The following is a 14,043-nucleotide window of genomic DNA, read 5'->3' as shown; positions in this document are numbered from 1 at the left end:
ATCAGGAACAACACCAACCGCGTAACGCTTAGCGCCACACTCAAGGTACAATTACTTTGAGCGAAAGTGGATTTACTACCGCGTGTATCTCTGTCCCCATTTGTAAGGGCTCGCCATCTACATGCACTGCACCAGCTTTTTCTCTGGTAATTTTAATGTTTTTGCCTTTAATAATTTCAATCATATCTGATGTTTCGGCCTTCCCTCTTAACATTACATAACCCAATAATGGCAATTTTATTATCGGAAAAGGTTTAATAATGCAAACATCAAGCAAGCCATCTTTTACCGAAGCATTAGGTGCGATATAAACATCGTTGCCGTACTGCGATGAATTGGCAATGCTAATGGCAAAAGCTTTTTTGGTATATTGAACGCCATCAATATTAATGAGATAAGTTTGGGCTTTATAGTTAAAAACCTCCTTAAAACCCAGCTTTACATAACCTGACAGACCGCGTTTTTTATCTTTCGAAAAAACAGCGCTCAAATGGGCATCGAATCCCATACCGGCCAGATTAAAAAAACATTTGTTGTTAAACTCGGCAGTATCAATCTCATCAACCCTAAAATTATTGATCAGGGAAAGTGCATACCTTAAATTTTTCGATATTCTTAAAAACCGGGCAAGGCCGTTTCCCGATCCAAGCGGTAAAATCCCCAAAATCTTTTTGTGTTTTAACACTTTACTGGCCACCTCGTTAATGGTGCCATCGCCACCCGCAGCAACAATTACATCAAAATTTTTAGTCGCAGCCTCGTCTGCCAATTCGCCGGCATGACCAACATATTCACTAAAAACAAAGTTCGGACTAAACTTTTCCTTATCCAGGTATTGATCAATAAAATCAGGGATGCGTAATTTCCCTCGCCCACCAGAGATAGGGTTTATAATAAAGAGGATATTGATCTTTGTGTGCAAAGTGTAAGAATGAGTGCACAAAATAATCTATAATTTTTGAAATAAAGAAAATATGCTAATTTTGCAGCAGTAAAAAAGTGGATTGATTTGCTATCCCGACACCTCGGGACCGGATTGCAACCACTTAAAAAAATTGCTAATGCCTCCTTTCAATCATTTAAACACCTGTTTCCAAGGGGTTTGGCAACTATTAATTTGTTTATTTACCATTAATTTATTTAATAAATGTCATATTTATTTACATCAGAATCTGTTTCTGAAGGCCACCCAGATAAAATCGCCGATCAAATTTCGGATGCATTAATTGATAACTTTTTAGCATTCGATCCAGAATCAAAGGTTGCTTGCGAAACTTTGGTAACTACTGGTCAGGTTATTTTGGCTGGTGAGGTAAAATCTAAAACATATTTAGATGTACAACAGATTGCCCGCGATGTAATCAAGAAAATTGGCTATACCAAAAGTGAATATATGTTTGAGGCCAACTCTTGCGGAATTTTATCGGCAATACACGAGCAATCTCAAGATATTAACCAAGGTGTAGATAGAAGCAACAAAGAAGAACAGGGTGCTGGCGATCAGGGTATGATGTTCGGTTACGCCACCAACGAAACGGAAGATTATATGCCTTTGGCATTAAACCTTTCTCATAAATTATTACAGGAACTTGCTGTTCTGCGCCGCGAAAATAACGAAATCACTTATTTACGCCCAGATGCAAAAAGCCAGGTTACTTTAGAGTACGACGATAACAATAAACCAATACGTATCGATGCGATTGTAATTTCTACACAACACGATGATTTTGATGAAGAAGCAACAATGCTGGCTAAAATCAAAACTGATTTAGTGAATATCCTGATCCCAAGAATTATCAAAAGTAATCCTGCATACGCACATTTGTTTAACGATAAAATTGAATACCACATTAATCCAACCGGTAAATTTGTAATTGGTGGCCCTCACGGCGATACTGGTTTAACCGGAAGAAAAATTATTGTTGATACTTACGGTGGTAAAGGTGCACATGGCGGTGGTGCTTTTTCGGGTAAAGATCCAAGTAAAGTAGATAGAAGTGCGGCTTACGCTACACGCCATATCGCTAAAAACTTAGTGGCTGCTGGCGTGGCTGACGAAATTTTGGTTCAGGTATCATATGCTATCGGTGTTGCAAAACCAATGGGTATTTACATCAATACTTACGGTACTGGCAAGGTGGGTAAAACGGATGGCGAAATTGCTAAAATTGTAGAATCGATTTTCGATATGCGTCCTTACTTTATTGAGCAACGTTTGAAATTAAGAAACCCAATTTATAGCGAAACGGCTGCTTATGGGCACATGGGCCGTACGCCAGAAACGGTTACCAAAACTTTCAGAACACCAAACGGTGACGAAAAAACAGTTACTGTTGATTTGTTTACCTGGGAGAAATTAGATTACGTAGATCAGGTTAAAACTGCTTTCGGCATTTAATTCTTCTAATAAATTTATAGAAAAAGGCGTTTTTGCAATGTTGCAAAACGCCTTTTCTTGTTTTAGACTTATGAAGTCGACAGGGCTAACGGCAATGGCAGAATTCGTAAGTATCCAAGCGTTTTTTTTGAAAAGCAGGGTTCTGCGCACATCGGTTCCGAAAGCCCCGCCATCCGCTTTACCTCACTGCGTTCGGTGTTCGCTCCTGTCGGGTTTAGTTAACTTGGGCAGGTGGTTCTTGGGGGGAGAAATCTTCTCAAGAAATAAATCTGCTGGAACTTTGCGGTTTTCCGATAATAGGAGCAAAAGCTAATGTATTTAAACCTGCTCCCGCTTCTGCTCCCGATTTTTCATCGGAGCAGAAGCGGGAGCAGGACTGAATAAGCCGATACACTACTGAACCTGCTTTTCAAAAAACAATACAAAATATTTTTTCCTACGCTAGACTTACGAAGTTTTCCCTGCACTTGCCTCCTAAGTAAGTTTAGGCCAAATGGTATTTCAGTTCCTGATGACTGCCTTGCTCTACTACTAAACCTTTATCCAATACAATAATTTTATCAGCATTGTTCAACGTGCTCGATCGGTGCGTAATTACAATTACGGTTTTCTGTTCGGCTTTTAGAAGCTCGATCATGCGTTGTACATGTTGCTCAGAAACCGAATCTAGCGATGAGGTGGCCTCGTCTAAAATCAGAATTTCCGGATTGCGGTATAAAGCCCTTGCAATGGCAATGCGCTGCCTTTGTCCGCCTGATAAAGATGTACCGTTTTCGCCCAAATAAGTCTGAAAGCCCTTAGGTAAAGCCTCAATAAAACCAATTAAACCCAGCTTAGTGGCAATATCAATAATCCTTTGCATATCGGGTTCTTCTTCGCCAATGGCAATATTGTCGATTACATTACCGGCAAATAAATCAATCTGTTGAGGCACTACCGATACCATTCTACGAAGCGACGAATTGGTAATGTATTTCAGATCATATTTACCGATGCGCACATTGCCCGCCTGTATCGGATAAATATTCTGCAGGATAGACATTAACGTTGATTTTCCTGATCCACTCTCGCCAACAATGGCTGTAAATTTACCTTGTGGAATGGTTAAATTCAGGTTTTCGAAAACGGGTAGCCTTGCCCCATAGCGGAAAGAAACATTTTCGAAATGAATATCCCCAATTTTATCGGTACTCAGTTCAATCTGGTTCTCATCACTTTCGCGTTCCAGATCCATAATTTCGAATAACCTGTCGGCCGCAATTACCGCATCCTGTACGGTTTTATTCATCCCGATTAAAGAAGATACTGGTCCTGTAAAATAACCGATCAAGGTATAAAACGACAATAGTTCTCCAGGGGTAATCGAATTGCTTAATACATAACCTGCACCCACCCAAAGCAATACAATGGTAATCATGCGCGAAATAAACTCGGTAGAAGTACCCGATACAACGGCATTTATATTCGATTTAAAGCCTGCCTGGAGCAACTTAATAAAACGGGTTTCGGTTTTATCGTTGGCATGATCTTCCAAGCCGAAACGTTTAATGGTACCTACAGCGTTTAAGCTCTCTACCAATTGCGATTCGAGCTCGGCAGCATCTTCCATTAACCTCCGTTGCGTACGTTTGTTAAATTTATCGGTAATTACATAGATTATTAGGTATAACGGGATAACGGTAAGCGTGATGAGTGCCAATTTCCAATAGTAGGTAAACATCATGATGAACGAGAAGAAAACAATAAAAATGTTGACTACAAAATTTACGCATACATCATTTAAAAATGTTCTGATTTTTACCGCATCATTAATCCTCGAAATAATTTCGCCCACCCGCATGGTATCAAAAAACTGCTGTGGCAAACGGAGCAGGTGTTTGTAGTAGCCTAAAATAAGCTGCGAATCGATTAACTGGCCTGTTTTTAAGGTAAAAATTGTTTTTGCCGAGCCAATAAACAGCTGTACCAGCAGAATAACCATCATGGCTATGCTCATGAGGTTTAGCAGGTTATGGTTACCATCTACCAGTACAAAATCGACTAATTTCTGAACAAAAATAGAGGTGGATAAACCCAGTACAGTATAAACAATAGCACCAAATAAAACTTGCGTCAGAATGCCTTTATGCGGTTTAATCAAACTCCAAAATCTACCCTGGATTGATTTTTTTTCATTGCCGATCTGAAAGTCTTCTGATGGCAACAATAAGACTAAAGCACCAGTCCATTCCTTTTTGAATTCATCGTGCGTTTTACGGTGCACTTTCCCATCTATAGGGTCCATCACCTCTATAAACTTACTGTTTACTTTGTAAATCACTACATAATGCTGAAGGATATCATTCACAATGATATGTGCTATAGCGGGCGTAGGTATTTTAAATAAACTGTCAAAAGGTGCCTTTACACCTTTCGCTTCAAATCCTAATTTTTGGGCCGCTTCAACAAGTCCTAAAACGGTTGTACCTTTTTTATCGGTTCCGGCAAGCTGCCTGATGCGGGCAACAGCCAAATCCAATTTATAATGAGCAGCAATTGAAGCCAGACAAGCCGCACCACAATCTGTTATATCTCGTTGCTTAACTTTTGTACTCATTGCTTCTATGTTTTTTGGATTAAATTCGGATTAACCCAATCATCTACCTTATCATAAAGTAATTGATATAAACTACGGTCGGTTACTTTAAAACGAGCCGTAAAATTCATTCCTTTTTTGAGGTATCCTTTGTAACCGTTTTTGAGCATCAAAAAATTTTTGTCCATTAAACACTTTACCTTAAAAGCAGGCTGGTTACCATTTAAGATCACAATATCGTCCGAAATATCGATCACTTTACCTACTGCCAAGCCCCACTGGTTATAATTATAGGCATTGATCTGAAAATGCACTTCTTGGCCTTTTCTAATCAGGCCAATATCTGAAGGATTGATATAACAGTAGGCAGCTAAACCCGCATCGGGCGAAACCTCTCCTACTTTTTGGTTGGCAAATACGTATGCGCCATTCTGCAAACCGACTAAGTTCTGAACTGAACCATCTATCGGCGCACGTAATACGTATTGTTTTTTCTGCTCATTAAGCTCTGCCTGCTGGCCCGAAAGTTGGCGCAGCTCATTCCGGTAACCATTGGCTTCAGTTTGCCATTGGGTTTTATATTTGGTACGCACCATTAAGTAAACCGATTCGGCCTGCTCTAGTTCGTATTTGTATTTTTCGTATTCAGATTGCGTAAGTACTTTATTCTGATAGAGCTTACTATAGCGCGCAAAGTTGCTCGCGGCCTGTCTTTTTGCAATACCAGCATTTTTTGACTCCTGCACATATTGTTGCCAAGAAGCTACATATTGACCGCTTTGCAAATTTGATGACCCACCGTTAAATGATAACAGCGTGCTAATGTCTTGTAAAAAATGGGTGATCTGGTTTTTGCGGGTTTCAACCAAGGCGTCCTGCTGTTTGGGTAAACCCGCATCAATGGCTAAGAGCGTATCGCCTTGCTTAAGTCTTTTATTATCCGAAAGTTTGTACTGTATTAACCGGCCATTAACCGGTACAATAAGTTCTGTTTTTTCGATGGTCGATTGTAAAACGCCTGTCCCATTTATACTAATGGGTATTTTAACAAATGGAAGGGCAATCAAAACAATTAAAATGGCTGCCACGGCAACGACATAAATTAACTGACTTGATTTACTAATTTGAGAACGGTAAACGAGAGCGGTATTTGAAATTCTTTCTGTAGAGTAGCTGGTTAACGCCATAGTGTTGAAATCGTAAAGCATCCGCTATTCTGAAAACCAGAACAGCGGATACAATAAATTGCTTATAGACTCCAAACAAGTTTCAAAACATTGGTAACTGTTTTGCTTAAAAATGTCGAAGTGTCTGCACCAACTGCATTTAAAGTTCCTGCAAGAGAAGTTAAAAGTTCGTTTAATGTATTGTTGATAATACCACCACCTTCAACTTGTGACATTTCAGTTGTGTTCATTTCTTTAACACCAAGATTTTTTAATTCTAAACTTTTCATACTAGATTTTTTTTGAGTTTTAAGACCCCTACTCTTTTGAAGGCTTTTCGGGATGCGCCTGATGCTTGGCCAAACACTTCGACTAATGTAACATTATTAGCTATATGGATGTAGTATTAAACACCTAACACAAACGTAACGATTCGTTAATAATCCAGAAAATAGCCCTCCAGCACATAAAAAACGCAATCACGACCAAAAAACTAGGGTATTAGTTTTCATATTCAATTTATTCATTAGCCTTAAACCGCTTTATATTCTTTTTATTCGCTGTTTTTTAAGTAGTCTGCTTTAAAAAAAATAGCTTGATCAGATGCCGTTCATTTTCATAAATACAGTCTCCTTTTCTGCAATATGATCGTCGTCAATGGCATAAGATTTAATATTGGCAATTTTCATTTCATCAATTACATCAACAAAATCCTTGAACTTAGCCGTTTTAGCTGGCTTGATAATGACGATCATGTATTTGGCAGGATTATGCTGATGAGTTTCGGCAACCAGTTTCTCGTTTTTACTAATTTCTTTTTGAATATTTGCCACAGGTATAATGTGCATATCTGCCTTTTCAATTGTACCCATGTAACAAACGGCCTTGTTGTTTTTGCCGAGCAGGATGGTCATGGTACGCGATTCGGGATAAGGCACAATATCTGCACCGTCATCCTTAACTGGCTTAGCAATATCTGCCGCATTTAAAGATCCCAATGAGGTGGTGAGCATAAAAAATGTAGTTAATAAAAACATCAGATCTACCATTGCGGTAAGATCTACCCTTGGGGCAGGTTTTTTGGTTCTTCCTTTCGCAGCCTTGCCGCTTTGAGATTCGTTTAATGTTGCCATAATAATTTAGGTTTTTAATGATGATGACAAGCCCTATCAAATTGCATAAAAAAAGCGATTAAAAATTTAATCGCTTAAGAAAAAGTCGTCATTGCGAGGAGGAACGACGAAGCAATCTTACAACTGTGGGTTTATGGCTACCGTATTAAGATTGCTTCGTCGGCTGAAAAAGCCTTCTCGCAATGACGATCATATTAATACTACTTCACTGCTTCAATTACACCGCAACCCACCCTTGGCCCCGAGTTACCAGTTGGTTGTGTAGTATAATCGTCGGTACCGCCATGCACAATAATTCCACGACCGATAATGTTTTTAATATCACCATCTTTAATGCTCCATCTATCGGTAGTAACCGAAAGCGTGGCATGGCCTTTATTATCCAACATGATGTTGCCAATGTCACCGCTGTGATAATTGGCAGATCCCCATTTGCCGTGAGCTTCTTTAGTTGGGTTCCAGTGGCCGTGTGTATTTTCGCCCATATTGCCACAATCGCCATGTTCGTGAAAGTGGACCGCAACATTACTGTCTGCACGTGCAGCAAAATTCATCTCGATGTCCATCTTAATTTTTCCATCGCTTAATTCGTAAAACTTTGCCGTTCCAATGGTTTTTGTATTATCAGCTGTTTCGGTCAAAGTGGCCTGGGCAATTTCTTTGTCAGTTTTGGCACAAGCACTGATAAGTGCTACGCCTGCAATAGCTAAGCTTAGAAGATATTTTTTCATTTTATAAAAATTTAGTTTACATAAGAAACAGATTGACAATCATTTAGTTTGCTTTAAAAAGAAGGATGCTAAAACCATTTCGAATGCCACTTGTTTAAACAGTATAAAATCGTATAACTATGGAACAGCCAATTGCAATGAACACTTTAAGTCAAATTTTGGAGAAATTGAGGCTGAAAGGGAAAGATAACGAATTAAAAATTTCTGATCATGGTAAGATGCAAAGTAAATCGCTCGGAAAAATTTATAGCCCCGAAGATTTAACCATTGTTAAAACTTATCGCTTTGAAGGAGATTCAGATCCTGCAGACAATTCAGTATTGTATCTGGTAGAAGATCAGGAGAAAAACATTGGATATATATTAGATGCTTACGGCATCTACTCTGATAATGAAGGACCGGCATTTGATGATTTCTTAAAGAAAATTCCTACCGAAAATAGAGATGAACAGGAACTTTTCTGTTAATAGCCTAAAAATTTTATTGGAAGGGAGAATTAGCGTAATCTGATTCTCCCTTTTTGTATTTTAAAATATTAGCAGGTTATAATTCCGTAATTTTGCGCCTCATTTACCAGCGACAGATGAAAAGCAAAATCAATATCCCACCCATACCAGCCGTTTTATTGTCTATTATCAGCGTGCAATGTGGGGCGGCAATTGCAAAAGGACTTTTCCCACAAATTGGTGCCGCTGCTACCGCATCGTTACGGATCGGTTTATCAGCGATCATCTTATTAATCGCTTTTAGGCCAAACCTATTTAAACTAAATGCCAAACAATGGAAATATGTTACCCTATACGGTGTTTGTTTAGGGGTAATGAATATGGTATTCTATATGGCTATAGCAAGAATTCCGATCGGTTTAGGCGTAACTTTAGAATTTGTTGGCCCATTGGGCCTGGCTATTTTTGGATCTAAAAAACCTATAGATTTCCTTTGGGTAGTACTGGCCGCAGCCGGCATTGCACTAATTGCCCCCTGGGCCAGTACAGGGCTAAATGTTGTGGGTGTATTGTTGGCACTTTTAGCCGGCATTTTTTGGGCAGCCTATATTATACTGGGTGGTAGGATCTCAAAAATAATGAAAGGTGGTGATGCTGTTGCCATTGGAATGTTATTCGCTACCATAGTCATCTTGCCATTTGGTGTTTTTAGCGACGGCTTAAGTGGCCTTAATCCAAAATTACTGGGTTTAGGAGCAGCGCTTGCTCTACTATCAAGCGCCATCCCGTTTACCCTCGAAATGAGAGCCCTTAAGCAGCTTCCTGCCCGGACTTTCAGTATTTTAATGAGCCTCGAACCCGCCATGGCTTCATTAGCTGCACTCGTTTTTTTACAAGAATACCTCACTTTAAAAGAATGTTTTGCCGTGGCTTTCGTTGTTATTGCTTCTGCGGGTTCTTCGTTAACAGCCAGGCGTGCAAAACTGTAATTAGGCCAGTTTTTCTGTTTTAAAAATTACAATACCATCCGTTAACATATCTGCTTGCGCTACAAAGGCTAAGATATAAGGCTGCTGATCGTGGAGATCCAAACCTGCCTGATCTTTCCACTCCTCTTGAAAAATAAAAGTATTATCAACTGCAGATTCATGCAGATCGTACTGAATGCAGGCCTCCTCTTTGCGGGAATTTACCACCATATCCAACAGCATAGTTCTTAATGCCGCAGTGGTTTCTTTTTTACTTTTAACAATTGCTGTTAGATAAATGCTCATATACTGCTGTATTTAAAAAATTTTGGGTTAAATGTTCCTCATGCAATTTAAGTGCATTCGTTATATCTGCGTTCTTTTCTACATCGTGAAAATGGATGCCATCTATGCGTTTCATTCCGGTAAAAGCGTTCATTCTATGAAAACCAAACAATACACCATCATCCACACTGGTTTCCATAAAAAATTCTTCAGGTAAGGTAAATGCTTCTTTGGGTGCGTTCCACGATGATGTTACCATGTACTTACGGCCATGCAACATCCCTCCGGTGCCGTAGTTTCTTGTCGGATTATCTGCTTTACGGCCATCACTTACATAGATTCCTTTTTTATGCCCTTCGGTAAACACAACATCGATATATTGTTTAAACCCATATGGTAACTGAAACCACCAGATGGGTGTATGGTAAATTACAACATCTGCCCAAACATATTTTTCTACTTCCTCTTTCGGATCGTAGTCATGATTGATGTTAGTTATTTTCACTTCGAAATCTGCCAATGAGGAAAAGAAACTGGCTGTAGCATCAGCTATTGTTTCGTTAAATCTGCCGCCTGAGTGACCAAATTTTTGTCCTCCGTTGATGATGAATATTTTTGTCATTTCGTTTTTCTATTTGATAAAACAAAATTACAGCGCCGAAATCTATTATTAAAACAAGTTAATTCATAGCTTTGTATCAGAATTATAATAGCAAGATTATGGTTAATTTAGAATGGTACAGAAGTTTCAAGGCAATTTATAAAACAGGAACCTTAACCGGTGCAGCAGAGAACCTGTTTATTTCGCAGCCTGGGGTAAGTTTGCATTTAAGTTCTTTAGAAAGTTACGTTGGCTATAAGCTGTTCGAACGTACGGGGAGGAAGATGATTCCGACCGAAAAAGGAAAAGTGCTTTATAATTTCATTGTAGAGCCGCTTACAAAACTTGAGGATGCTGAAAAACATTTTCAAAAAAGCACTGAGAAACATACACCAACCATTAGCGTAGGCATGTGTTTCGAAACTTTCCAGATTACGCTCGAACAATATATCTCTACACTTCCTTTTAATGTGATCATCCGTTTCGGCGAATATCCTGAAATGTTAGACCAATTGGATAAAGGTATTTTAGACCTGATTATCACCCCACAAAAAGGCAATTCGGCCAATGTAGAACACGAGGCTTTTTCCTCCGAAACCATTGTTTTAGTAGGTGGAATAGAAACTGATGGGCAAACTTTTAATTCGTTGGTTAAAAAGAAAGATTTAGCCGGAATGGAAGCCTGGTTAAAACAGCAAAAGTGGTATGGAACAGCCGGCGATATGGAGCACCTTCTACGTTTCTGGCAGCTTAACTTTGGCAAGCATGCCGATTTTCGCCCTAACTACATTGTACCTAACCTCAATTCGATTGTGCGCTGCTTATCCGGAGGAAAAGGCCTGGCTATTATACCCGATTTTCTTTGCAAAAAAGAAGTTGAAGAAGAAAAAGTAAAAGTAATTTGGGAAGGCACCTCAAAACTGACAAACACTTTATATTTTGGTTGTAGGAAAAACACCCAGTATGCATCAGAAATCCACATTATTAAAAAACTTTTTAAGGAGGTTATGGTTAGTATATAGTTTATATTGAAAATGATCATGGTTAGATCCCTGATTTAATTTTGCTTAGACAATAGATAAATAATTATTTCAGATAATACTTTAAGCTTCCATAATGAGTTATCCTAATCACCTTTTAAGTAGCGATCAATTATTAGAAGTTTTTAATTTGACCCATACGGCCACAGCTGTTCATGTTGGCGAAACGGCCATAATTCAGGCGGCAAATGATGCAATGCTCAGAATATGGGGAAAAGACAGGAGCGTAATCGGAAAATCGTTAGAAGAGGCTTTACCTGAACTTAAAGGACAACCTTTTATCGATATGTTCAGGAAAGTATGGTTAGAAGGTTTAGTTATCTCAGGAAAAGATACCGCAGCGGATTTGATGGTTGATGGTAAACTGAAAACTTTCTATTTTGATTTTGAATACCGGGCCATAAAAAACGATGCAGGTAAAACCATTTGCATTTTACACACTGCAATTGATGTAAGCGAGCGGGTACTTAGACAGCAGGCCGTAGAACAGGCGCTTGAAAGAGAAGAGGCGTTACAACGCGAGCAAACTTTAAATGAAGAACTGGCGGCTACAGTAGAAGAACTTGCCACAACCAATGAAGAGCTTGTGGCCACCAACGAAGAACTCCAGGAAACACAAGAAACACTGCACGTTTTAAACAACGAACTGGAATTAAGGGTTGTTGAGCGCTTTAACCAGCTTTCGGAAAGCGAAAAGCGTTTTAGGACCATGGCGGAAGGAACCGATATTTTTATTGCTGTTGCTGATGAAAGTGGAAATGCCATTTATTTTAATAAATCGTGGGTAAAACTCACGGGCCGATCGATGAAAGATCTGCTCGACTTTGGCTGGACAGATTTAATTCACCCTGAAGATCGGGATAGGTATATAAATATTTACCTTTCGGCCCTTGCCGAAAAAAGACCTTTTACCGGCGAATTTAGAATACTAACTAAAAAAGGCGACTACAGATGGTTGCTTGCGAGTGGTCCGCCACGGTTTCATGCCGATGGCTCATTTGCCGGTTACATTAGCTCCTGCATTGACATTACAGAACGGAAGTTAATTGAAATAGAGCGACTGAATCTAAATAAACTTATAGAGGCCAGTTCAGAATTTATAGGCATTGCCGAATTGGATATGTCAATCCAGTACCTAAATCCTGCCGCATTACAAAAACTAGGTTGGTCTGGCATTTCGAACAGAACAATCTTAGATTGTGTTTTTCCTGAGGATCGATTAATGGCGGAGAAAATTCTACCAGGAATTTTAAAGAATAATACCTTCAGACAGGAGATTCGATTCTGGAATGAAAAAACAGGGAATCCTTTTTGGATTGAATGGAATGGCTTTGCCATTCGAAATGAAACCGATGAAATAGTTGCCATTGCTACGGTAAGTCCTGATATTACAGAGCGAAAACTTTATCAGGAAGAACTGCAAGGTATAAATATGGAAATGGCAGCAGCAAACGAAGAGCTGGCCACTACAAATGAAGAACTTGCTAAAACGCATGATGACCTGATCAAGTACACCAACAAACTATCAGACAGTGAGGAAAAACTCAGACAGGCGATAGAAACGGGCAGAATGGGTACCTGGAGCATCAATCCTAAAACACTTGAAGTTACGATGTCGAGCTTTGTTAAGGACTTGCTGGGCTTGCCTTTGGATAAACCTGCAGAAATGGATATGATTATGAAGGCCGTGAATCCGGATTACCATAACATGCTTTTTTCGGCGCTGGATAATGCCATGAAAAACCATTTACCTAGTGATACGGAATACCCGATTAACAATTTAATTAATGGTCAGGAAAAATGGGTTAGAGCAACCGGGCGTGTTTTTTTAGATCAACAAGGAAATCCAACGGAGTATTCTGGCCTTTTCATCGATATTACGGAGCAAAAATTAGATGAGATTCGAAAAAACGACTTCATCGGAATGGTTAGTCACGAGTTAAAAACACCGCTAACTGCAATTAACGGTTTTGTGCAGGTTTTGCAGCGCAAAGCGAAAAAAGATGAAGATAACTATGCCATTATCGCTTTAGATAAAGCGCACAGCCAGATCAGGAAAATGACCGCCATGATTAATGGTTTCTTAAATGTATCCCGTTTAGAATCGGGCAAGCTGCTTATCGAAAAAACAAACTTTAGCTTAGATGAGCTGCTGAAAGAAACCATCGAAGAAACTTATGTGTCGCAATCTTCGCATCAAATTATATTAAACCCAACATGCGAGGTTAACATTAATGCCGATCGGAATAAAATCGGGAATGTGCTTTCTAACCTCATCAGCAATGGCTTAAAATACTCAGACAATGGTACACGTATCGAGATTACCTGCAAATTGCACGATACTGAGGTTGAAATTCAGATTAAAGATGAGGGAATAGGTATAAAGCCCGAAGATATTGATAAACTTTTCGAACGTTATTACCGTGTGCAGGGTAACCACACCATTTCGGGCTTTGGAATCGGGCTTTACTTAAGCGCCGAAATTATTGAAAGACATGGCGGCCGGATATGGGCAGAAAGCGAAGAAGGTAAGGGTTCTGTTTTTCATTTTACTTTGCCATTGGGTTAATTAGCACAGTTTTTACCGCAAAGATCACTAAGGTTTTCGCAGAGGTTTTTCCTGAAATTCGTCATTTCTAAGCACAAACGCCATTGTATTGTATCGTCATTCCCGCGCAGGCCTATCGTGTGGACACATCT

General features: G+C 39.3%; 13 protein-coding genes. 5 read left to right on the top strand and 8 right to left on the bottom strand.

Annotated features, from left to right (window positions below; genetic code table 11):
- Nucleotides 1–40: 40 nt before the first annotated feature.
- Complete coding sequence (locus J7E57_RS00065; RefSeq protein ID WP_251029740.1) at nucleotides 41–922, bottom strand: diacylglycerol/lipid kinase family protein; 882 nt, start codon at nucleotides 920–922, stop codon at nucleotides 41–43.
- A gap of 225 nt (nucleotides 923–1,147) precedes the next feature.
- Here J7E57_RS00065 and metK point away from each other — a divergent pair, with 225 nt between their 5' ends.
- Complete coding sequence (metK, locus tag J7E57_RS00060) at nucleotides 1,148–2,398, top strand: methionine adenosyltransferase (RefSeq protein WP_215129398.1); 1,251 nt, start codon at nucleotides 1,148–1,150, stop codon at nucleotides 2,396–2,398.
- A 484-nt stretch (nucleotides 2,399–2,882) separates the two neighbouring features.
- Here metK and J7E57_RS00055 read toward each other — a convergent pair whose 3' ends face one another.
- From J7E57_RS00055 to J7E57_RS00035, 5 genes are all read right to left on the bottom strand, one after another.
- Entirely contained in the window at nucleotides 2,883–4,994 is a 2,112-nt protein-coding gene (locus tag J7E57_RS00055; RefSeq protein WP_215129396.1) for a peptidase domain-containing ABC transporter, read from the bottom strand.
- A gap of 5 nt (nucleotides 4,995–4,999) precedes the next feature.
- A complete protein-coding gene (locus J7E57_RS00050; protein ID WP_215129394.1) occupies nucleotides 5,000–6,160 on the bottom strand; it encodes an HlyD family secretion protein in 1,161 nt (386 codons plus the stop codon).
- Between the two features lie 62 nt (nucleotides 6,161–6,222).
- Nucleotides 6,223–6,429 (bottom strand): bacteriocin, encoded by a 207-nt coding sequence (locus tag J7E57_RS00045; RefSeq protein ID WP_215129392.1) that lies wholly within the window; start codon nucleotides 6,427–6,429, stop codon nucleotides 6,223–6,225.
- Nucleotides 6,430–6,738: 309 nt separating this feature from the next.
- On the bottom strand, nucleotides 6,739–7,272 hold the full coding sequence (locus tag J7E57_RS00040) for an ExbD/TolR family protein (RefSeq protein ID WP_215129391.1): 534 nt from the start codon (nucleotides 7,270–7,272) through the stop codon (nucleotides 6,739–6,741).
- A gap of 200 nt (nucleotides 7,273–7,472) precedes the next feature.
- Nucleotides 7,473–8,003 carry a superoxide dismutase family protein gene (locus J7E57_RS00035; RefSeq protein WP_215129389.1) on the bottom strand — a complete coding sequence of 177 codons (531 nt, stop codon included), beginning with the start codon at nucleotides 8,001–8,003 and terminating at the stop codon, nucleotides 7,473–7,475.
- Nucleotides 8,004–8,122: 119 nt separating this feature from the next.
- Between J7E57_RS00035 and J7E57_RS00030 the strand changes: the two genes are divergently transcribed.
- Nucleotides 8,123–8,470, top strand: coding sequence for a hypothetical protein (locus J7E57_RS00030; protein ID WP_215129386.1), 348 nt, complete (start codon nucleotides 8,123–8,125; stop codon nucleotides 8,468–8,470).
- A 116-nt stretch (nucleotides 8,471–8,586) separates the two neighbouring features.
- Nucleotides 8,587–9,438 carry an EamA family transporter gene (locus tag J7E57_RS00025; protein WP_215129384.1) on the top strand — a complete coding sequence of 284 codons (852 nt, stop codon included), beginning with the start codon at nucleotides 8,587–8,589 and terminating at the stop codon, nucleotides 9,436–9,438.
- On the opposite strand, the gene J7E57_RS00020 is transcribed toward J7E57_RS00025, so the two are convergent.
- Nucleotides 9,439–9,723: a putative quinol monooxygenase gene (locus J7E57_RS00020; protein ID WP_215129381.1), complete on the bottom strand. Its 285-nt coding sequence runs from the start codon at nucleotides 9,721–9,723 to the stop codon at nucleotides 9,439–9,441.
- A complete protein-coding gene (locus J7E57_RS00015; RefSeq protein WP_215129379.1) occupies nucleotides 9,695–10,324 on the bottom strand; it encodes an NAD(P)H-dependent oxidoreductase in 630 nt (209 codons plus the stop codon). The genes J7E57_RS00020 and J7E57_RS00015 overlap by 29 nt, the downstream gene beginning before the upstream one ends.
- A gap of 98 nt (nucleotides 10,325–10,422) precedes the next feature.
- Between J7E57_RS00015 and J7E57_RS00010 the strand changes: the two genes are divergently transcribed.
- Both J7E57_RS00010 and J7E57_RS00005 read left to right on the top strand, forming a co-directional pair.
- Nucleotides 10,423–11,325, top strand: coding sequence for a LysR family transcriptional regulator (locus J7E57_RS00010; protein ID WP_215129377.1), 903 nt, complete (start codon nucleotides 10,423–10,425; stop codon nucleotides 11,323–11,325).
- A 94-nt stretch (nucleotides 11,326–11,419) separates the two neighbouring features.
- Nucleotides 11,420–13,912, top strand: coding sequence for a PAS domain S-box protein (locus J7E57_RS00005; RefSeq protein WP_215129375.1), 2,493 nt, complete (start codon nucleotides 11,420–11,422; stop codon nucleotides 13,910–13,912).
- Nucleotides 13,913–14,043 lie beyond the last annotated feature (131 nt).

Source organism: Pedobacter sp. ISL-64, from assembly GCF_018613605.1.
Classification (GTDB): domain Bacteria; phylum Bacteroidota; class Bacteroidia; order Sphingobacteriales; family Sphingobacteriaceae; genus Pedobacter.
Note: the sequence above shows the minus strand (reverse complement) of the source record. Positions and strands in the feature narration are given on the sequence as shown.